Below are 22843 nucleotides of genomic sequence, written 5' to 3'. Positions count from 1 at the left end.
AAAAATCAGCTGAAGCAAAATGGGTAAGTTCCAAGCTTCAGCTGATTTATTTTATATTCCTAATAGGGGCGCTGGATTTACATATCCTGACCAAAGTCCGGTAGAAATTCCGAAGTGAAGATGGACGCCTGTTGAATTTCCAGTTGTTCCCATAAAGCCGACCTGTTGGCCTTTTGAAACAGCCTGTCCAGTGCTAACAGTTGCACTACTTAGATGGGCATAAAGAGAGTAATAGCCATCTCCATGGTCAATGATGACATAATTTCCAGACATCCCATCGTAACCCGCATCTGCAATTGTCCCAGATTTAACAGCCATAATTACTGTTGAGGAGCTTCCGCCAAAATCGATTCCTTCGTGGAAAGTTCCGGAAATACCTGTAGGATCTTCACGGTAACCAAAACCACTTGTCACAATAACGCTACTGACAGGTAATCCCCAACCACTGCTTGTGTCCACAGGTGCTTCAGGGGTAGTGATTGAGGTTTCAGGAACTGAAACAACATCCTCTGTACTATCAGTTTCTACATCTGCAGTTTCTACAGGTGCTTGGGTTGCTTCGGCTGCTTCTTTTTCGGCTGCAGCTGTTTTAGCCGCTTCCAGAGCCAAACGTTCTTTTTCTTCTTTTTCAGCTAAAGCTTGTGCTTCAGCCATTTTTTGTTTTCTTTCTTCAATAGCTTTCAGCTCTTCTTGTCTTTTTCGTTCAGCTTCCGCTTTTTGCTGTTCAAACTGTTCTTTCTCGGCAGTTTCTTTTGAAAGACTAGCTGCCAACTCGTTCAATTTAACCTCTTGATCAAGTTTTGCCTGAGCTAATTGTTCCTCTTGCTCAGCTAAAGCAGTTGTTTTTTCTTCTAAAACTTTTGCTTGTTGCACTAAAGAGTCTTTTAATGTATTCAATTCTTCTTTGTCTGTCTGTTGAGCTTTGATAATGTCATTATTGGCACTGACGATCGTATTAACAGCTAAAACTTTTGAAATCGCGTCAGAAATAGACGTAGCATTCAGCATGACAGAAAGAATAGACGTATCTTGTCCTGTCTGTGTTGCACGAGCTTGTGCATTTAATTGATCATTTCGCTTCTCTATTTTCTTTTCGAGGTCAGTGATTTCTGTGTTTAAATCATTGATTTTTTGTTCAACACCTTGCTTCTCATTCAATACAGTGTTGTACTCTTCTTCCAAAGCACTGATCTCAGCTTCTAATTCATTTTTGTATGCTTTAGCATCTTCTTGGGTGCTGATGATGTCATTGATTTTTTGATTCTGTGCTTCGATTTTTTCGTCAATTGTTTCAGCAAAGGCAGAAATTGGTGCACTACCAAGTAGCAAAACAAATGAAAGAGTCAAAATTAATTTTTTCTTCAAACCGTAATCCTCACTTTTTTATTGATAAATAGTCAACTATTCTTTTATAATTTCTTGTCAAATCATTAAGGAACAATGAATGAAACCTAAGTACAAGTATACAATAGATTAAGAAAAAAAGAATCCTCTTTACCCTTTTTTAATCAGAATGCAAAGAGAAAACATTATTGTAACATAAGATAATGGCATTTAAAAATTTGAACAAAGAAAACAGTTGGATTGTAGAAGAGTCTTGAAACATAGTAACGTACCACTAATGCATTTTTGTTTGGAGTTCGTCGCAGTTTATACCCTCCGAGTGTTGGGCGGACCTCGCCCCAGCTCGCTGCTAATAGTTGCTTATTACCGCCGTCTATTCGAGCTTGAGCTTTGTCCCACACGCCAAAATCAACTTCCTTTTTATTTAAGCTATTTTCCCTCAAGAAATGAAATCGTTTCTACATCCTCGTTGATAAGAAGATGAGCAGTCTTAGTTAATAAGCTAAAGTAGGTTGATTTGCTAGCCAGTTCATCAATAAGGGGAAGTAGATGATCCCGATAATCGTTTTCTTTTTCAACAAGATAAAGTGGTTCTTCTTCGGCAATCAATGCAGTTGATTCCTGAACCGCTTCCTCATAGCGATGAGCAAACAGTTTCGGAAATTCATTTTTGGCTTCTATTAGTATTTGGACATCATCTTCATAAGAGATATCTTTTTTTTGGAGATGCCTACTCAATTGGTCCAGTTCTTTATCAGAAAGTTGGGTGATTGTTGCAGAGTTATTCAGAAGTGTTTGAATGTACGCATTAAAGTCGCCATACTTGATCCAATCTGAACTAGTATTGCCTAAAAGAGCAATTTTTTCCAAACGATCCGCTTTTGGCAGATTGTTCCCCTTTTCCCAGTTGTTCACAGTACTAGCACTGGAATTTCCTACTAATTTAGCGAAAGCGGCCATTGAATAATTGTGTTTTTTTCGAATATGTTTTATGCGATTTCCGACTTCAATCAGATTAACAGACACAGATGTTCCTCCTTAAATGTGTTTTTTATAATATACCATAAAACGTTCATAAATTCATCCCGTTTTTTATTCATTTTCTCTTGAGTCTTTTTCCTTTTAGTGATAAGATGGTTTTACCGAAATTTATTCATTTATTTTTTGGTAGAATATGAAAAAGGATTTAATTCGAATTATTTCTTTATAGTAAATTTACCGAAATTTATTCATTAAATAGGAGGGCTTATGAAAAAGATAGCAACGATTGAAGAGAGAAATCGACAGCAGGTCTATAGAATGCTAAATGAATTATCAAAACGAATACCAACCGATTGTTCAGAGGAAGTAATTTTTGATTTGTATATTCAGGAATACGAGCAAGTAGTTAATAGAATGTTCAGTGCGACGATATTCTATAGAGGAATGGATTATGCTTGTAGCATGTATAAGCACATTGTCAAAGTAGAGTATAGACGATTCTGTGTATTACTTATTAAGAAAGTTGCTGATGAACCAATAAGGGAACAAATTTTACTTAGTATGAGGAAAAAGAGAAATCAGCTGTTAAGAACGGCACCTTCTACCTCAGAAAAGACAGCTGGGTTTGAAATTTTTTATAGTTTGACAGGAGGCTTTAGAAAGAAATACAAGCAAGACCGAAAAGCAGTTGGACAGATGTATGATGAGCTTGTTTCGACATCTAAAGTGCGGCTATACCCAATCTATTTTTGGAGACAAAAGCTTCTGCGATTCTCTTCCTACATAAGAAATCATCTTCTCTGGGAATTACGTTCCTGTATCAAGCAGTAATAATAATGTAGGAGTGAATTAGTGTGAAGGATTTTAATCTTATGCTATCCTGTAATTGAGTGAGAAAAGTCTTTCAAATCAAGACGAAAGGAAGGATGGCTTACTATGAAAAAAGAGGATATGCATATGGAGCATGAGAAAATGGAGATGGAACATGGGGAGATGAACCATTCCATGAAAGAACACGAACATCCAATGCATGACCACTCAGGTGGGCATGGTATGACTGGTATGGATCACTCCATGCATATGGGGAATTTTAAACAAAAATTTTGGCTTTCACTGATTCTAGCTACGCCTATCATTTTTCTATCACCTATGATGGGTGTTGATTTACCGTTTCAGTTTACGTTTCCAGGTTCAGATTGGCTTGTGCTTGTTTTGGCAACCGTTTTATTTTTCTATGGAGGAAAGCCATTTTTATCAGGTGCAAAAATGGAATTAGAGCAACGAGCGCCTGCAATGATGACGTTGATTTCTATGGGGATAACAGTCGCTTACTTATATAGTCTATATGCTTTTGCCATGAATCATTTATATCCACATAATCATATTATGGATTTTTTCTGGGAATTGGCAACATTGATCGTTATTATGCTTCTAGGGCATTGGTTAGAAATGAACGCGATATCAAATGCTGGTGATGCCCTTGATAAAATGGCTGCTCTTCTACCGGATACGGTGAAACGATTGTCTGCAAATGGTGAAGAGGAGGTTTCTATCAACGAAGTGCAAGAAAAAGACCATTTGATTATTCGTTCAGGAGATAAAATTCCTGCTGATGGAAAAATCATTTCCGGCGCTACTTCCGTAGATGAGTCTATGGTAACAGGTGAATCGAAAATGGTTATGAAGCACAAAGGAGATACCATCATTGGTGGAGCTATCAACGGTAGTGGAACGATTGAAATCGAAGTGACAGGAGTGGGTGAATCAGGCTACTTATCAAAAGTCATGCAGTTGGTACAACAGGCTCAGTCAGATAAATCAAAGCTTGAGTCACTTTCTGATAAGGTTGCACGCTGGCTTTTCTACATTGCGCTAGCGGTGGGGATCGGGGCATTCCTTCTTTGGCTCTTGTTGACTGGCGATCTAAGTATGGCATTTGAACGGATGGTCACAGTTTTTATCATTGCTTGTCCTCATGCGTTAGGATTGGCAATTCCATTGGTTATCGCACGTTCCACATCCATTGGAGCCAGACATGGTCTTTTGATAAAAAATCGAAATGCAATGGAACAGACAGAGAATCTTCGCTATATATTACTAGATAAAACAGGTACATTAACAGAAGGAAAATTCACTGTGACAGGACTTGATGTTTTTGACAGTGCTTATAATGAAGATGAAGTACTCAAATATATTGGAGCTTTGGAGGCAAATGCCAATCACCCATTAGCGCTAGGGATTATGAACTATATCGAAGCAAAGCAAATTGAACCATACAAGGTGGAGGAACTACAAAGTCTTTCAGGAATAGGTTTAATTGGTCAAATCAATAATAAACAAGTGAAAATTGTTAATGAAAAAGAAGTTAATCGTTTAAACTTAGATGTAGAAGCTACAAGAAAAGAAAGCTATTTGCAGCAGGGAAATACACTAAGTTACTTAATTATTGATAATCAGCTTGTAGCTTTAATCGCTCTGGGCGATAAGATAAAACCTCAGGCTAAGGCATTTATCACTGAACTTAAAAAGCAAGAAATTATTCCTGTCATGCTTACCGGAGACAATCAAACAGCAGCTGCATCTGTGGCCGATTATTTAGGAATTACCGAGTTCTACAGCGAGTTGTTGCCGGAAAATAAGGAAGAAAAAGTTAAAAAGTATTTAGCAAAAAACGAAAAAGTAATGATGGTGGGGGATGGAATCAATGATGCACCGAGTCTTGCAAGAGCAACGATAGGTGTAGCGATAGGTGCAGGTACGGATGTAGCAATTGAGTCAGCTGATATTGTTCTTGCTGATAGTGATCCTATAGACATCTTAAGATTTTTGGATCTTGCAAAGCAAACGAGAAAAAAGATGATTCAAAATTTATGGTGGGGAGCAGGGTATAATATATTGGCTATTCCTTTAGCAGCAGGAATATTAGCGCCGATTGGCTTTATCTTGAATCCGGCAATTGGTGCTGTGTTGATGTCCCTAAGCACAATTATTGTTGCATCTAATGCCATGACATTGAGAATCAAGGGAGAATAGATAAGGCAGAAAGTAATTATCCATGATGTTTGACTAGTCTTTGCGAAGGACTGCGATACGAAATTTGAATTTTTTTAGAGATTAATACAATTTTCACTTTGATTATTGTGGTTCTATGTCAATTTGTGTTGGTAGGACAAAAAACTGAATAAAATCGTAGAACTTGGAATAAAAATCAGAGACATTCTGGTTTTGTTTCAAGTTCTTTTTTAGAAATAGGAGGACTTCTGCCAATTATCTGGGCAGCTGGCCGGAAGCGACTTGGCAAAAAGCGCCAATTCCATTCCTAAATCGAGTCAAAGTAGCTGTACATGTACTTGGATAACAGCTACTAATTCCCGATTTACCTTTATAGCTGCAGAGATATTGGTTGTGAGCCCCCTTTTAATCTTGAGAAAAAACAAGACCTTGAACAATGTAAATACGTGAACGAAAATGATAGAAATTGCGGTAGCCATAAGCCACTCGTTTGATTACCTTAATCTTGTTGTTCAACCCTTCTGTAATGCCATTAGAAAAAGAAAAACTGAACGCATTGGTAATTCCTTGTCTGTGCTTCTTGAAGAATCTCAATTTCTTTTTGAACCAGAAAGGCAGTCGGGGATCTAGTGTATCAAGTTCTTCAAAGAAACGCTTGGCGTCTCGATGAGTAAAGGCATATTTGAGAAACTGAACAGTATCGTAAGCAATGCGCAAGGTTGAATCATAGCTGAGTAATTCATCGACAATATCTGTTTGAGTTAATGGACGTTTGAGCAGTGAATGATAGGGACGATGTTGACTATCAAGCTCAGAGGAATCTTTTAAGAGTAACTTCCAATACCGTTTGAGTCGACGATATTGCTTCTGTTCTAGCGGTGAGGAATGCCGAAAGGCATTCATTGTCTTTATCCGCAGTTGATTTAACGCTCGATTCATCTGTTGGACAATGTGGAATCGGTCAGTGACGAGTTGGGCATTTGGAAACACAGACTTGAGTAATTGATCATAGCTCGCATTCATGTCCATGACCAGGTACTTTACGTTTTCTCGAGCTTCTTTTGTGTAACGCATAAAGTGTCGGGTTAAGTGTGTTAACCGTCGGTCTTCAAGGACTTCAAGAATCTTGTTGGTTTCTCCATTAACACAAATAAAACTCATGGCTCCTTCACAAGATTTCATTGATTTGAATTCATCAATACATAAAATTTTTGGAAGAAATCGCCAGTTTGGAGAATAAGAAGTAGCTAGCTCTTCCATTAAGCGAAGAACCGTCACGTCTGAAACGAAATGTTTTTGGGCAATCTCTTTCCTAGAAACATTTTTCTTTAAATCAAGCATGATTTGGAGACAGAGCTGCTTCGATAAATGATGATGCTCTTCAACTAACTCTGTTTGAGCATGAAAAGTAGCGTGACACTCATGACAACGAAAGCGTGAACGTTTCAGCTCCAATAATGTCAAGCGACCATTAAAAACAGGTAATTGAGTATATGTCCGATGGTAACCGTTTTTGATGATCTGTCCTTGATTTTTAATGCCACAGTTTCTACAATGTGTAGGTATATACGTAAGTGTTGCTTTGATGACCTGAGCCTTAACACCTTTTGAATGACTGTATTCAAGCCAATCCTCTCCAAAGGAGAGATGTTTATCTGTTAGTCCAAGCAATAATCTGGTATTCTTATCCATAGAGGAACAACCTTTCTGATGATTTGTGGTTTTTGTCGATTTCATTTTATCAGTTTGTTGTTCCTTTTTTGTGTTTGACCACTCAAAAAAGTGCTGGTGGTTTTTCCTTTAGGAATTTCCACCAACACAAAATATTATAGAACCATTATTGTGTTAATCTCTCTTTTTTTTATTAAAAAAAAGAGAAAATACTAATTTTGGAGTAATCTATAGTAAGGGCATGTTTAAAAATTTTTCAGACCATATCAGAAATACTCGCTTAGGTTACGACATAAGTTATGTTGTCTTTCTAAATAGTCTCTATTTAATCACTTACTTCTTGAGAATTTTGACTACCACGAAATTTTTTGAACATGTCTTAGAATTGATAAATAAAATGTGGGGATTTTTATGGACATAACAGAAATATTAGATTTTGAAACAAGAAAAATGTTGGAAATAGTGACGTTTCTTCGTCAACAATCAAGAAGGGTATCACTTAAGAAGCTTGCTGATAGATTATCAGTACACGTAAAAACACTTACAAAATATGTAGGGAAATTACGACACCTAGTTAGTGACTATCATTTGAGTAGACAGTTGGTTTTATCTGTTCAGGGACGGGATAGTCTAACCTTGGAGATGGAGAATCCGTGGTATTTGGAGAAACTTCGTATTTGCTTGATTCAAAGATCTCCAGCAATAACAATGCTTAATAGAATCATTCGCAACAATTTTACAATCAAAGAGTTTTCAGCTCAATTGAAAGAGAGTATTCCACAGGTAAAAAAGAGAGTGACAAGGATTAGGCGATGGCTTCAGCCCTTACAGCTGACATTGCGGCGGAATACATTTGAGTTAACAGGTGAAGAGGTGCAAATAAGAGAATTTATACATCAATTTTACCAAATCACTTCGTATCCTCTTGATGAAAGTGAGTACTCTTCTTTTTCTGAAGAAGCAGAGTTCGTTTATCGAAAGATTGTTTTGTTTTTTCATATGAGGTTAAACTTTTTGCAGGAACAACAGTTGTTTTCGATTATTTCTATTCAACTTGATCGAATCAACAGGAGGAAATCTGTGGTATTCAATGAATCACACAGAAGCTATTGTTTAAATAGTTCGCTTTTTGCTTCTTTATTGTCTCAGTTAAAACAAAGAACAGGAATGGCTCTTTCCACTGAAGAATATATGTACTTATTTCTGATGGTCCAAGCAAAGTTTTCTGACAATTTCAATCAAAGGATAAAAGAAAAATTTATCCATGAAAATTATATAAACAAAACAACCGCCTACATCCAAACCTCTTATGGGGCAGAATTACTAAAGAGTAGTTTTAAAGAATGTGATTTTCTTTTTGATAAGGACGTGTACACATCCTTATTAAGCTTCCATTTATATTATGACCTGATAAGCACTATGCTATATGAGGATATCTCGCTAATAGAGCAATCCTTCAGCACTTACCCAGTCTTGTTTCATAAGTTGAGTGATGGCTTTCAAAAGGTCAAAAAAGAAAATTTGCATTTTCAACGAATAACGAAATTACAGTTTCTTTTCCGGTATTTTTTTATTTTTTCCGAAATGCTTTCGCCAGTGTCAATCGAACCACAAAAAAATATTTATCTCGTATTGAATTGGAAACAGGAGCAGAAAAAACAGTTAACAAAGACGATAGCATCGCATTTCAAAAATAGAAAAAACATCCGTTTCGTTGAAGGGAAAATCTATAGTGAATATAAAAATGCAGATGTGATTTTAACTAACTTAATCCATCCGTTTTTTATAGAACAAGACGTGCACTGCCCTGTGCTGACGATTCCGGAAATACCTGAGGAGGTTCTTTTGAAGCAATTAGAGCAGATTTTATCAGGGATATAATAAAACCCTTTCAGCTTTTTATGATAGAATAGATGTATTAATGAATGGGAGGCTTTTTGATGAAAAAAATTCAGTTTGGTACAAGCGATTTGAATGCAGCTTCAGTTATTTTGGGATGTATGCGAATGAATAATGCGGAAGATCCTCAACGTGTGTTGGAGACAGCTTTTGATCAGGGGATTGATTTTTATGATCACGCAGATATATATGGCGGCGGCGAATGCGAAACGATTTTCGGTAAAGCATTGAGAGATAGCAGTATTTCCAGAGATGATATTATTCTTCAAACAAAATGTGGTATTCGTAAAGGGATGTTTGACTTTTCAAAGGAACATATTGTTACTTCTGTAGAAGAAAGTTTGAAGCGATTAGGTGTTGACTATGTTGATGCGTTACTTCTCCATCGCCCAGATACATTAGTAGAGCCGGAAGAGGTTGCGGCCGCTTTCGATCAGTTGGAGCAACAAGGAAAAGTGAAATATTTTGGTGTAAGTAACCAGAAACCAATGCAAATCGAATTATTGAAAACTGCAGTGAAGCAACCATTGGTAGCTAACCAATTGCAGTTTGGTATCAAGCATACAGAGATGGTAGATCAAGGGATTCATGTCAATATGACCGACACAGGAAGTTTCGACCATGACGGGAGCGTTCTCGACTATTCTCGTTTAAAGAAAATGACCATCCAAGCATGGTCACCATACCAATATGGCTTCTTTGAAGGTGTGTTCCTTGGCAATGAAAAATTCCCGGAACTGAATAAAAAAATGGAAGAAGTCGCTGAAAAATATAACACAACGCCGACAGGGCTTGCTACGGCTTGGATTTTACGACATCCTGCAAACATGCAGGTCATTGCTGGAACGATGAATCTTGGTCGGATTGAAGAGATCGCCAAGGCATCAGAAATCGTATTAAGTCGTGAAGACTGGTATGCGATTTACCTTGCGGCAGGCAATATCTTACCTTAATGAATAGGAGACACAAATGAAATCTTCACAGCAACAACTTTCCTCTCGAGGCTTTCTACCAAAAGAAACGGTTCTTGAAAAGCTTGAGAAAAATGATTTATTCACACAATTAAGTAGCTCTGACCCTGTGCAACGATCCATCGCAGCACGTTGTCTAGGCACATACTATATTCTATTGGCTGGTACAGCTGAGAGACTGTTGGAACATTTGTGCATTGAAAAAAAGCTCTACACTCGTATAGAAATATGTGATGCCTTGGCTAAAGGAGATACTCTTACAGTTCATGCGATGATCCCTTATCTAAATAAACTGGGGAACAATCAGTATCGCTCACTTACAGATGCGAAAACATCGAAAAAGAAGTGTTATCCTTTGCCTCGAGGAATTATTGCTCGTACCTTTGGTCGTATGGATCTATCTGTAGCGGATATTTTATTAGATAATCTTAACCAAAAAGAATACACCGGAGAAATGATAGATGGATTAGGGTATTTGATTGCCAATAATCCCACGCTTCAGACAATCTCTAATTATGAAAGAGCTAAAGTGTACTATCTAAAATACAAGACGGATAAGCTTTTTGTATGGAAGTTTGTTATTTTCAGTTCAGCATTTCCATATGCTTTTGTCGAAAAAACATTAGCTGCAATAAGCAAGGAGTTCCCCGAACAAGCGATACAACGGGAAATAGAAAGAACGATCGTTATTTCAAAAAGACATTGATCTATCGTTAAAAGTTTACAGAATGAAAAATTTTCGGTCATAAAAAATTCAAAATTGGGCGGTAGAATGTAATCAAATAAGAAAATGAAATTAAGTGTGAATTTCATTTTGTGTGAACTCCAATGACTAACGCAGTACTCCTAAACTGTAGTGGTCTAAAATAAAGAATCTCTTTAGCTAATGTGTGGGCTTCAGAGATTCTTTTTTTGCGTCCCTTATGATTTGAAACAGTGCGTTTATGAAATAAGAAAAAAATTCCTATTCTACGTGAAATTAAAAATCATGTTTTGTAGAAAGGAACTCTTCTTACTGCAATTTCTGCCAATATTTGTTAAAATGAAACAGAGTCTGATTACGAACAGAGAAGAGTTTTACTTGATACTAATCAGCTATTTCTTAAGGAGAATCAAAAAGTAAGATAGCAGAAAAAAATGAAGATATACCTTTCATCATTTTTTTCAACAACCAAAAGGAGGGCCTCTACTCTGGTAAGTACAAAAACCTAGAAGTAGAGGACATCGGACCACCAGAATAGAGAAACAAGAAAGTTACCTAGCTTGTTTCTACCACAACTAACAAGGAGAGCCATTATTCTTTTATTAAGAATGCTAGAATAATGGACATCGGACCACCAAAATGGAGGAAAAGAAGAAATCACTTTCTTCTTTACTTCAACAACCAAAAGGAGAGCCACTACTCTGGCACACATAAAAACCTAGAAGTAGAGGACATCGGACCACCAGAATAGAGAAACAAGAAAGTTACCTAGCTTGTTTCTACCACAACTAACAAGGAGAGCCATTATTCTTTTATTAAGAATGCTAGAATAATGGACATCGGACCACCAAAATGGAGGAAAAGAAGAAATCACTTTCTTCTTTACTTCAACAACCAAAAGGAGAGCCACTACTCTGGCACACATAAAAACCTAGAAGTAGAGGACATCGGACCACCAGAATAGAGAAACAAGAAAGTTACCTAGCTTGTTTCTACCACAACTAACAAGGAGAGCCATTATTCTTTTATTAAGAATGCTAGAATAATGGACATCGGACCAACAAAATGGAGAAAAGAAGAAATCACTTTTTTCTTTTCCTCCACAAATAAAAGGAGTGCGCACATGGCAAAAAATAAATTATTATTAGTAGATGGAAATAGCGTGGCTTTTCGAGCATTTTTCGCGCTACACAATTCATTAGATCGATTTGTAAATAAGAATGGGCTACACACAAATGCAATATATGCTTTCCATACAATGTTTGAAAATGTGATGGCTAAAGAACAACCTACACATGTATTGGTTGCTTTTGATGCTGGTAAAACAACATTTCGAACGGAGTTTTATGCGGAGTATAAAGCAGGTCGTTCGAAAACACCGGGTGAGTTTAAGGAGCAGATGCCTTATATTCGCGAACTATTGACAGGTTTAGGTGTTCAATATTATGAATTAGATAATTATGAAGCAGATGATATCATTGGTACTTTGGCAAACAAGGTACCAAAAGAAGAATTTGATGTTGTCGTTCTTTCCGGAGATCGAGATTTAACTCAGCTTACAACTGATTCAGTTAAAGTGGATATCACGGTAAAAGGGGTTAGTGACATTGAATCTTATACCCCTGAGTATGTTGCTGAAAAATATGATGGTCTGACACCTCTTCAAATTATTGATATGAAAGGCTTGGCTGGTGATACTTCAGACAACATTCCAGGTGTAACAAAAATTGGCGAGAAAACAGCAATCAAGCTATTGAAGGAATACGGCTCTGTTGAAGGCGTTTATGAGCATATAGATGAAATGAAAAAGAGCAAGATGAAAGAAAATCTGATCAATGATAAAGAGAACGCCTTTATGTCCACACGATTGGCAACTATCGAGGTAAATGCGCCAGTTGATGTTGATATAAATAGCTTAAAATATGAAGGAAAAGATTTGGATAAGCTCGTTCCTTTCTATAAAGAAATGGAATTCAAACAGTTCTTGAGTAAGCTGAACATAGAGGAAGAGGTTCAGCCGATGGAGGATGTTCACTTTAAGGTAGTGAATGACTTTACTAAAGAAATGTTTACGGATGATATGGCTCTCTACGTGGAAATGATGGAGGATAATTATCATACGTCACCGATCGTTGGCGTGGCGTGGGGAAATGACCACCAGATTTATACAACAAATGATTTGTCCTTGTTTGAAGCACCTGCATTTACTGATTGGCTGCTATCAGATAGCTACAAGAAAAAAGTTTACGACATGAAACGGACATATGTTGCCTTGAATCGCTATACTGGTAAAATGCAAGGTGTCACTTTTGATGTTTTGTTAGCCGCTTATTTACTGGACACTAACGACAACAATGCTGATATTGAAGGTGTGGCACAGCATTATGGCTATACCGATATCCAATCTGATGAAGCAGTTTACGGTAAAGGCGCCAAAAAAGGTTTGCCGGAAGATGAAGAAAAATTCTTCAGCCACTTAGCTAGAAAAGTAAAGGCAATTACAATCTTATCGAATAAGCTGGACAAAGAGTTGGCTGAAAAGGATCAAGCTGATCTTTTCTATAAAATGGAGTTGCCATTGTCTAAAATTTTGGGGGACATGGAAATAACAGGTATCCGAGTAGATGCACAGCGTCTGAGAGAAATGGGGCAAGAATTTTCTGAGCGTCTTACTCAGATTGAACAAAAAATCTATGGAGAAGCTGGAGAAGAATTCAATCTGAATTCACCGAAGCAGCTTGGAGTTATCCTATTTGAAAAAATGGGGCTTCCAGTTATCAAGAAAACAAAGACTGGCTATTCAACAGCTGTAGATGTACTGGAACAGTTGAAGGAACAAGCACCAATCGTTGAAGATATTTTGACATACAGACAAATTGCCAAAATTCAATCAACATATATTGAAGGCTTACTGAAGGTTATTCAACCAGACAACAAGATCCACACGCGTTATGTTCAAACATTAACTCAGACTGGGCGCTTGAGTTCTGTCGATCCAAACTTGCAAAATATTCCGATTCGTTTGGATGAAGGGCGTAAAATTCGTCAAGCCTTTGTACCAAGAGATGAAAATTGGTTGATTTTTTCTTCGGATTATTCTCAAATCGAGTTACGTGTATTAGCGCATATTTCAGATGATGAGCATTTGAAGCAAGCATTTATTGAGGGACAGGATATCCATGCCAGCACAGCTATGCGAGTATTTGGCTTGGAAAAAGCAGAAGATGTGACACCGAATATGCGTCGTCAGGCTAAGGCTGTAAACTTTGGTATTGTTTATGGTATTAGTGATTATGGACTTTCCCAAAATTTGGGTATCACTCGAAAACAGGCGCAGCAGTATATTGACACCTATTTCGAAAAATATCCAGGGGTCAAAAAATATATGGAAGAAATCGTACGTGAAGCGAAAGACAAGGGCTATGTTGAGACCTTGTATCATCGTAGACGTTACTTGAATGATATCAATTCACGCAATTTCAATCTTCGGTCTTTCGCCGAGAGAACAGCCATCAACACGCCGATTCAGGGAAGCGCAGCTGATATTTTGAAGTTGGCGATGATTAATATGGCAGACCGCTTGAAGAGAGAAAATCTTGAAGCAACCATGCTGTTACAGGTTCACGATGAGCTGGTTTTTGAAGTGCCGGAAGCGGAACTGAAAAAACTGGAGGAAATTGTTAAAGAGGAAATGGAAAATGCTGTAAGTCTTCATGTGCCGCTAGTTACAGACAGTAGCTGGGGGAAGACATGGTATGAAGCGAAATAAGTAATAGTAAAGAAGTACAGTGGGATGTTAGCAATTCGGCTAATGTCCCATTTTGCAGCTTTACTTAGTATGAATAAAAAAGCATTTTGAGTAAATCATATAAAGAAGACAACGGATTGGAGGCAGAGAATATGCCAGAATTACCAGAGGTAGAAACAGTTCGAAAAGGGTTGGAGAAATTGGTTACTGGTAAGACGATAGCATCGGTAGAGGTGCTGTGGGGAAGGATTATCGAACAGCCGGAAAAAGAATTATTTTCGCTCTCTCTTCAAGGGCAAACGATAGAAAAAATGGAACGGCGAGGGAAATTTTTGATTTTCAAGCTGACAGATTTTGATATGGTTTCCCATCTTCGGATGGAGGGAAAATATGAATTTCATGAATCTAAAAATGATCCTGTGATGAAACATACGCATGTCCGCTTTACCTTTACAGATGATACCGAGCTACGCTATTTGGATGTACGAAAATTTGGTCGAATGGTTCTTGTTGAAAAGGACAAATCAAATGAATACAAAGGGATTTTAGCATTAGGACCCGAACCAATTCCAGAAATGTTTCTATTGCAACCATTTCAAACCAATCTGAAAAAGCACCATAAAGCAATCAAGCCACTTTTGTTGGATCAAAAACTTGTCACTGGGCTGGGAAATATCTATGTAGATGAGGCGTTATGGGAATCGAAAATACATCCGGAGCAGCCCGCAAACACATTGACAAAAAAAGAGACCGAACTTCTATATCAAGCGATCATTGATGTGTTGGCACGTGCAGTGGAAGCTGGCGGCACGACGATTCGCAGCTATTTGAATGCATTGGGAGAAGCTGGGAAATTTCAGATTTCTCTTCATGCATATGGGCAAACAGGAGAACCATGTCTTCGTTGCGGAACACCGATTCAAAAAATAAAAGTGGCTCAACGTGGTACGCACTTTTGTCCAAACTGTCAAAGAGTGAAAGTGAGGAAGACCAAATGACTCTAATATTGGGAGTAACAGGTAGTATTGCAACTGGTAAAAGTACTGCTGTAGAGGTGTTTAGAAAAGCCGGTTATCCAATCGTTGATTCTGATCAAATCGCTCGTAGAGTCGTAGAGCCAGGAACACCTGGACTACAAGCCATTGTCAATGTGTTTGGTGAGGAGATGCTGAACTCAGATGGTTCGTTGAACCGAAAAGCATTAGGAAAATTGATCTTTTCTGATGAGAAACAGCGAGAAAAATTAAATCAATTATTAGCGCCATTTTTAGAAGAAGCTATAATTGGTGACATCCAGTTAGCGACAAAAGAAAGTGACCTGGTAATCGCAGATATTCCACTTTTATATGAGCAAGGGTATGAATGCCATGTAGATCAGGTGGCAGTCGTCTATATCCCAGAGTCTTTACAAGTTAAACGGCTGATGAAAAGAGATGCATTGACTGAAGCGGAAGCAATCCAGCGAGTAAAAAGTCAGGAATCAATTGAGCTAAAAAAAGCAAAAGCCGATGTTGTATTTGATAATCAAGGAACAATGGTACAGTTGGAAAATCAAGTTCATGATTGGTTAAAAAAGAAAAAATAATAGAGAAGAAAGGTGATTTTTTGCTAGGAGAATCGCTTCTCTTGTCTTGAAAGCTCAGGTAGGAAGAAATCCCTTTGAATCACTGGTATATCAAATGTTTCATGTTATAATATAACTACTACTAAAATAAATAAAAACGAGGTGATCACTGTGCGTTGTCCAAGATGTCATCATAACAATTCCAGAGTAATCGACAGTCGTCAGGCTGATGATGGAAGAGCCATTAGAAGAAGAAGAGAGTGCGAGAGTTGTCATAATCGTTTCACGACATTCGAACGGATCGAAGCAGCTCCCCTGTTAGTCATTAAGAAAAATGGTGATCGTGAAGAATTCAATAGAGAGAAAATTTTGAGAGGGTTGATTCGTTCAGCGGAGAAGAGACCTGTTACTATGGAACAAATGGTAAAAATCGTTGATAATGTGGAGAATCGTGTACGAGAATTGGGCGAAAATGAAGTGTCCACAACATTAATCGGTGAGTATGTGATGGAGGATCTGGTTACTTTAGATGAGATTTCTTACATTCGTTTTGCCAGCGTATATCGTCAGTTCAAGGATATGAGTGTATTCTTGAAGGAATTGCAGGAAATCGTTGATAAGGCGAATTCTGAGAAAAAAGATGCGGAGCAAGAATAGGGAGGTCTTTCCGTGAAAAACAACAGGAAAGAGATCCAACCAAAACAGGTGTTTAAGGTATTAGTCAATCGTCCTTTTTCTGATCAGGAAAAAGAAATTTTAACTTTTTTATACCAGCCAATTGTAGGCGCTAGTGCGTATAGTCTGTTTTTAACTCTACTGTCAGAAGTTCATTCCTCAGGCTTAAGTGAAGCGTTGTTTCATAAGGACCTGATTCTATTATTGGATATGGGGAGTCGACAGCTAGAAGAAGCACGGGCCAAATTAGAAGGTATCGGATTACTGGATACCTTTGTTAAAGAAGAACCTGAGTTAGGTTTGACTTATATATATCGTTTGAATCAACCGGAAAACACGGAAAGTTTTTTTAAAGATGAAATTCTGTCATTGACGCTTTTTAATCGGGTTGGAGAAAAGAAATTCGATCAATTGTTTGATCGCTTCCGACCAGAATATTTCCCGTTGAACGGCTATGAAAATATTTCCTCTGGGTTTAAAGAGGTTTATTCGTTCAGAGAGGAACAGCTAATTACAGAAGGTTCTCGCTTGCAAGCTATCAAAAGCGCCTTTGATGATCCTGTGACCAAACGAACGCTTTCGGTCGTTGATCCTACGTTGTTTGACTGGGACTTCTTTCTATTGCAGCTCGAACATTTTGGTCTTAAGCTGCCTAAAGACGCTAATGGTTTGAAAGAAGAAATCTACCTTTATAACCGCATGTACGGAACAGATGAGTTGGAAATGTTGGAATTTGTAAAATCCTCTTTTGATTACCATACCAATGAAATCAATCGAAGAGCTTTGCGACAGGTTGTTGATCGTTCGTATCGTGAGAATCGACAACAAAAGCACAGCCAAGTACGAAGAAATGAACAGGTTGCTTTGACAGAGGAGGAGCAACGTTCTTATCGTTTTAATTCATTGAAAAAAGATGGGTTTTCAGATGCTGATATTCGTTCAATCATTGATAGTGAAAGTATTCCTCCGTTGCGGTATTTAGCAGCTGTTCAGAAAGAAACTGGCGGATTTGGGACAGGACAAGAAGAGAGGATCGTTGAAAATCTGGTTAAGCGTTCCGGCTTACCAAATAGTGTGATCAATATCTTGATTTCGTATGTGCTGATCATCCAAAAACAGCCGACTCTCACAAGCAGTTATGTCAATACCATTGCCAATGACTGGGCGAAAAAAGGGATTTTTTCACCGGAAAAAGCGATGACGTATCTAAAAGAAAAACAAGCAGACAATCAAAAGAAACGACAGAACAAAAACTTTTCATCGAATAAACGCCAGCAAGTCGTGCGACAGGAAAAGCTGCCGGATTGGGTCGATAATCCAGTGCCGGAAGAAAAATTGTCAAAAGAAGTACAGGAAAAGCTGGATAGAGAAATGGAAGAATTTTTACGGAGACGAGGTGAGTGATAATGGAAGATGTAGGAAAAGAAATGTCAAAAATCATCCGAAGCAGAGAACTGAATGATCGTTTTAACGAGTTGATTCAAACTGTGATGGATGATTCAGATGTAAAAAAATTCATTGCCGATCATCGAGAGCAACTGACAGATGAGGATATTGAGAAGAGTTATTCAAAGCTGTATGAGTTTGTACAGGAGAAAAAGAAGTTTCATTTGAACGATCCTTCAATGATTGCACCTGGCTATGAACCTAGATTGACCTTGAATTTCCATTATATTGACGTCACATATGTTCCGACTGAGATACTTATTGCAAAACAGAAAGAGGAAGAATTGCGCAAACGTGTCAGTGCAGTAACGATGCCTAAAGATGTTCGTCAAGCTACTTTTGCTAAATTTGACCGATCGTCAAGTGGACGTTTTGAAGCATTAAGCGAAGCAACAAAATTTATTGATGCGTATGTATCCAATCCTCGTGAGTTTCATAAAGGGCTATATTTACAAGGAACCTTTGGTGTAGGGAAATCCTACCTTTTAGGTGCAGTGGCCAATGAGTTGGCGAAAGATGGCGTTTTGACAACGATCATTCATTTTCCAACATTTACTGTTGAGATGAAGCAGGCGATTGCCAAAGATCTTGTGGGTGTAAAACTCGATGCGGTAAAGAAAGCACCAGTTTTGATGATCGATGATATTGGTGCTGAATCAATGACGAGCTGGATTAGAGATGATGTGTTAAGTGTGATTCTCCAGTACCGTATGCAGGAGCAGTTGGTAACCTTCTTCTCCTCCAATTTGGATATGAGAGCTTTAGAGGAGCACTTGACCATATCTCAACGTGGTGAACAGGAACCTTTGAAGGCGAAGCGTCTGATGGAGCGTATCCGTTATTTGGCGAAGGAAATTACCTTGAGTGGACAAGACCGTAGGAATGGTTAAAAATGAAAGGCAGTGCAAGATAGAAAAATATCTTGTGCTGCCTTTTTCAAAATTTTGATTAATTTTCTTTAACATTCCAGCGTGTTGATTTACATGAGTGGGATTTCCTTTTAAACTAGTGTTAGTTCTTATAATAACAAAAAGTGGGAGAGTGGAAGTATGAAGAAATTGAAAATGGTTATTGCAGCTGCTACTATGCTTGTTTTACTTGGTGCGTGTGGGCAACAAAAGAATAACACTAAGGAAAGTAGTGAGACGAATATGTCGACAGAACAATCAACGAACCAATCGACAAATAGTACATCTGGATCAGGGGATGAAGTATCTGAAGCTTCTGTCTTTACGGGTGTATTAGCAGAAGATGCTACTGAAACGGAAAGTGATGGCAGTATACGGATAACCTTACATGAAATAGGAGCCGTTTCCGATCCGGAAGAAATGTTGCCGAATTTTCAAAATAATGGCGTGATATTGAATGCGCAAGAAAAGCAATTAGCTGAAGGGTTAACAGTGGAGCAATTAAAATCCGGTGATAAGATTCGTTTCACATTAGCGGAATTGCCGATAATGACGATGTCGATTCCGCCTCAAATACCGGGGAATTCCATCACGTTAATTGAAAAAGTAGAAGAGTAAATAGATAGGACCGTCGATACTTAGTAAAACAAACTGAGTATCGGCAGTCTTTTTTTGCATTAACAGTGGTGCATAATCAAGCAAGAGCAAAAGAATGTACTAAATGACTTGTTTTAGTCCTGCAGACTGATTTTTATTAAGAAAGGATTTGTTACACTGGATAGCAGGGAAATCAATGATGAGCGAGTGGAAAAGAAGGATGAAAAAAAGAGTAGATAACGTTTGACCTTTACTGACCAATTGGGTATAATTTAATCATAAACATTCATTATCTTTGAATTTTATGGGAGAGAAGCTCATAATAAAATCGAAGATAGTCAAACGAAAATTTTGTAGAAGTGATAGGTTTATACTAGCTATCCCTTTGTTTAAATTGAAGAATAGGAAATGTTATAGAATGAATATAGATCACCATGTTTAGGAGGAAACCTTTATGAAGATTGAAAAAATGACTACGACTTTGCAGGAAGCAATTGCTGAAGCACAACAGATCGCTGTTACCCGTCGTCACCAGGAAATAGATATAGCTCACCTGTGGAAAATATTTTTACAGCCCAATCATTTTGTACGTAACTTTTATACGGATGCCGGCTTGGATGTCGATGCTTTTGAACGAGAGGTCGATTTGGCACTGGATGAATACCCAAGTATTGAGGGTGGAAATGTTCAGTATGGTCAGACAATGAGTCAGAATTTGTTTAGCTTGTTCAGCGAAGGGGATAAATTGAGAGAAGCCTTTCAAGATGAATTTCTTTCAACAGAAATTGTTGTATTGGCGCTGATGAAGCTGAAAAATTATCGATTGACGAAATATTTGCAACGTCAGGGAATAACAGAAAAAGAATTGAGAAAAAATATTGAAGATATGAGAGGTGGGGAAAAAGTGACTTCTCAAAATCAGGAAGAACAATATAAAGCATTGGAAAAATATGGTGTGGACTTGGTTCAACAGGTCAGAAGTGGCAAACAAGATCCAATCATTGGTCGTGACGAGGAAATCCGTGATGTGATCCGTATTTTATCCAGAAAAACGAAGAACAACCCTGTTTTGATGGGTGAACCAGGTGTCGGTAAGACCGCAATCGTTGAAGGCTTAGCGCAGCGGATCGTGCGTAAGGATGTACCCGAAAACTTGAAAGATAAGACCATTTTTTCTTTAGATATGGGTGCGCTGATTGCCGGGGCTAAATTCCGTGGAGAGTTCGAAGAACGATTAAAGGGTGTTTTGAAGGAAGTGAAAAAGAGTGATGGCCGTATCATTCTTTTCATTGATGAGATTCATAATATTGTTGGCGCAGGAAAGACGGAAGGCAGTATGGATGCCGGAAATCTCTTGAAGCCAATGCTTGCTCGTGGCGAGTTACATTTGATTGGTGCGACAACTCTTGATGAGTACCGTCAATACATGGAAAAGGACAAAGCGTTGGAACGTCGTTTCCAAAAGGTGTTGGTGAAAGAGCCGACGGTTGAAGATACAATCAGTATTTTGAGAGGCTTGAAAGAACGCTTTGAAATCCATCACAGGGTAAACATCCATGACAATGCTTTAGTTGCAGCGGCGACTCTCTCAGATCGTTATATCACAGACCGGTTTTTACCGGATAAAGCAATTGATTTAGTGGATGAAGCGAGTGCAACGATTCGAGTAGAAATGAATTCAATGCCGACAGAGTTGGATCAAGTGACGCGGCGTTTGATGCAGCTGGAGATCGAAGAAGCTGCGTTGAAAAAAGAATCAGATGATGCTAGTAAAAAACGTCTGAGTAATCTCCAAGAAGAGCTGGCGGATTTGAGAGAAGAAGCCAATAGTATGAAGCTGCAGTGGGAGACAGAAAAAGAGGAAGCCAACGCTGTCAGCAACAAGCGTGCAGAAATCGATAAAGCAAAGCATGAGCTAGAGGATGCAGAAAACAACTATGATTTGGAGCGAGCAGCTGTCTTACGGCATGGAACGATTCCGGATTTGGAAAACGAACTGAAGGAACTGGAAGAGAAGAATCAATCGAACAACGTCAAAATGGTGCAGGAAGCTGTGACGGAAAATGAGATTGCGATGGTTGTTGGACGGTTAACTGGAATTCCAGTAACGAAGTTGGTTGAAGGCGAACGGGAAAAATTAATGAAGCTGAATGAGACGCTTCATAAACGGGTGATTGGTCAACATGAAGCAGTTGACGCTGTCAGTGATGCAGTGATTCGCTCCCGAGCAGGACTTCAAGATCCAAACAGACCGTTGGGCTCGTTCTTATTCCTTGGTCCAACGGGTGTAGGTAAAACAGAACTTGCTAAAGCCTTGGCAGAAAACTTATTTGATTCAGAAGATCATATGGTTCGTATCGATATGAGCGAATATATGGAGAAGCATAGTGTTTCTCGTTTGGTCGGTGCGCCTCCAGGCTATGTAGGGTATGAGGAAGGCGGTCAGCTAACGGAGGCTGTACGCAGAAATCCTTACACAATCGTTTTGCTGGATGAGATTGAAAAAGCACATCCTGATGTGTTCAATATTCTGCTTCAAGTGCTAGATGATGGTCGCTTGACTGACTCTAAAGGAAGAGTGGTAGATTTCAAAAATACTGTTCTGATCATGACCAGTAATATTGGGTCACAGCTTTTGCTAGAAGGAGTGACTGCTGATGGTGAGATACCGGAAGTTGTAGAAGAACAGGTCAGAACCATTCTAAGAGGCAATTTCAAGCCGGAATTCTTGAATAGAATTGATGATACGATCTTGTTCACGCCATTGAGCTTGGATAATGTTAAAGGAATCATCATGAAGATGACGGCTCAGCTATCCAAACGTTTGGAACATCAGGAAATCGAGTTGGTGATTTCCGATGATGCGAAGAATTGGATTGCGCAGCAAGCGTATGATCCGGCATATGGCGCACGGCCATTAAAACGATTCCTGACAAAAGAAGTCGAAACACCATTGGCGAAGGAAATTGTGTCAGGCCGAGTTATGCCAAAAACGAAAGTGACTGTTACATTGCTAAATGATCAGTTAGTTTTTGAAAATGAAGCGATTGAAGAAGTCGTTGTCACCAAATAACGGTTCTATGTCAATTTGTGTTGGTAGGACAAAAAACTGAATAAAATCATAGAACTTGGAATAAAAATCAGAGATATTCTGGTTTTGTTTCAAGTTCTTTTTAGAAATAGGAGGACCTCTGCCAATTATCTGGGCAGCTGGCCGGAAGCGACTTGGCAAAAAGTGCCAATTCCATTCCTAAATCGAGTCAAAGTAGCTGTACATGTACTTGGATAACAGCTACTAATTCCCGATTTACCTTTATAGCTGCA

Annotated in this window: 16 protein-coding genes; 13 read left to right on the top strand and 3 right to left on the bottom strand. The window is 38.4% G+C overall.

Annotated features, from left to right (window positions below; translation table 11 throughout):
- Positions 1-51 precede the first annotated feature (51 nt).
- On the bottom strand, positions 52-1365 hold the full coding sequence (locus A5888_RS04700) for a murein hydrolase activator EnvC family protein (protein ID WP_339101968.1): 1314 nt from the start codon (positions 1363-1365) through the stop codon (positions 52-54).
- 408 nt (positions 1366-1773) lie between these two features.
- Complete coding sequence (locus tag A5888_RS04695; protein WP_086348051.1) at positions 1774-2370, bottom strand: helix-turn-helix domain-containing protein; 597 nt, start codon at positions 2368-2370, stop codon at positions 1774-1776.
- Positions 2371-2592: 222 nt separating this feature from the next.
- On the opposite strand from A5888_RS04695, the gene A5888_RS04690 reads away from it, so the two are divergent.
- On the top strand, positions 2593-3156 hold the full coding sequence (locus A5888_RS04690; protein WP_339101966.1) for a hypothetical protein: 564 nt from the start codon (positions 2593-2595) through the stop codon (positions 3154-3156).
- A 105-nt stretch (positions 3157-3261) separates the two neighbouring features.
- A complete protein-coding gene (locus A5888_RS04685) occupies positions 3262-5358 on the top strand; it encodes a heavy metal translocating P-type ATPase (protein WP_086348050.1) in 2097 nt (698 codons plus the stop codon).
- Between the two features lie 384 nt (positions 5359-5742).
- Here the strand turns inward: A5888_RS04685 and A5888_RS04680 are convergent, their stop codons facing one another.
- Positions 5743-7029, bottom strand: coding sequence for an ISL3 family transposase (locus tag A5888_RS04680; RefSeq protein ID WP_339101964.1), 1287 nt, complete (start codon positions 7027-7029; stop codon positions 5743-5745).
- Between the two features lie 390 nt (positions 7030-7419).
- Between A5888_RS04680 and A5888_RS04675 the strand changes: the two genes are divergently transcribed.
- The 11 genes from A5888_RS04675 (at position 7420) to clpB (ending at position 22592) form a co-directional block, all read left to right on the top strand.
- The gene (locus A5888_RS04675) at positions 7420-8889 is read left to right on the top strand and encodes a helix-turn-helix domain-containing protein (RefSeq protein ID WP_339101963.1); all 1470 of its coding nucleotides are present in this window, start codon (positions 7420-7422) and stop codon (positions 8887-8889) included.
- A 59-nt stretch (positions 8890-8948) separates the two neighbouring features.
- Positions 8949-9860 (top strand): aldo/keto reductase, encoded by a 912-nt coding sequence (locus A5888_RS04670; RefSeq protein ID WP_086348048.1) that lies wholly within the window; start codon positions 8949-8951, stop codon positions 9858-9860.
- A 16-nt stretch (positions 9861-9876) separates the two neighbouring features.
- Positions 9877-10584: a hypothetical protein gene (locus tag A5888_RS04665; protein ID WP_086348047.1), complete on the top strand. Its 708-nt coding sequence runs from the start codon at positions 9877-9879 to the stop codon at positions 10582-10584.
- A 1120-nt stretch (positions 10585-11704) separates the two neighbouring features.
- Positions 11705-14350 (top strand): DNA polymerase I, encoded by a 2646-nt coding sequence (gene polA, locus A5888_RS04660; RefSeq protein ID WP_086348046.1) that lies wholly within the window; start codon positions 11705-11707, stop codon positions 14348-14350.
- Positions 14351-14481: 131 nt separating this feature from the next.
- A complete protein-coding gene (gene mutM / locus A5888_RS04655) occupies positions 14482-15327 on the top strand; it encodes a DNA-formamidopyrimidine glycosylase (protein ID WP_086348045.1) in 846 nt (281 codons plus the stop codon).
- Positions 15324-15914, top strand: a complete 591-nt coding sequence (gene coaE, locus A5888_RS04650) for a dephospho-CoA kinase (RefSeq protein ID WP_086348044.1) — start codon at positions 15324-15326, stop codon at positions 15912-15914. Before mutM ends, coaE begins: the two co-directional genes overlap by 4 nt.
- Before the next feature lie 150 nt (positions 15915-16064).
- Positions 16065-16550: a transcriptional regulator NrdR gene (gene nrdR, locus A5888_RS04645; protein ID WP_086348043.1), complete on the top strand. Its 486-nt coding sequence runs from the start codon at positions 16065-16067 to the stop codon at positions 16548-16550.
- Positions 16551-16562: 12 nt separating this feature from the next.
- Entirely contained in the window at positions 16563-17972 is a 1410-nt protein-coding gene (locus A5888_RS04640) for a replication initiation and membrane attachment family protein (protein ID WP_086348042.1), read from the top strand.
- 2 nt (positions 17973-17974) lie between these two features.
- Positions 17975-18904, top strand: a complete 930-nt coding sequence (gene dnaI / locus A5888_RS04635; protein ID WP_086348041.1) for a primosomal protein DnaI — start codon at positions 17975-17977, stop codon at positions 18902-18904.
- A 159-nt stretch (positions 18905-19063) separates the two neighbouring features.
- Positions 19064-19540, top strand: a complete 477-nt coding sequence (locus A5888_RS04630; RefSeq protein WP_086348040.1) for a hypothetical protein — start codon at positions 19064-19066, stop codon at positions 19538-19540.
- Between the two features lie 433 nt (positions 19541-19973).
- Complete coding sequence (gene clpB / locus A5888_RS04625) at positions 19974-22592, top strand: ATP-dependent chaperone ClpB (RefSeq protein ID WP_086348039.1); 2619 nt, start codon at positions 19974-19976, stop codon at positions 22590-22592.
- The last annotated feature ends 251 nt before the right edge of the window (positions 22593-22843 follow it).

The sequence above is a fragment of the Enterococcus sp. 9E7_DIV0242 genome, from assembly GCF_002140975.2.
GTDB classification, from domain to species: Bacteria; Bacillota; Bacilli; order Lactobacillales; family Enterococcaceae; genus Enterococcus_L; species Enterococcus_L clewellii.
Note: the sequence above shows the minus strand (reverse complement) of the source record. Positions and strands in the feature narration are given on the sequence as shown.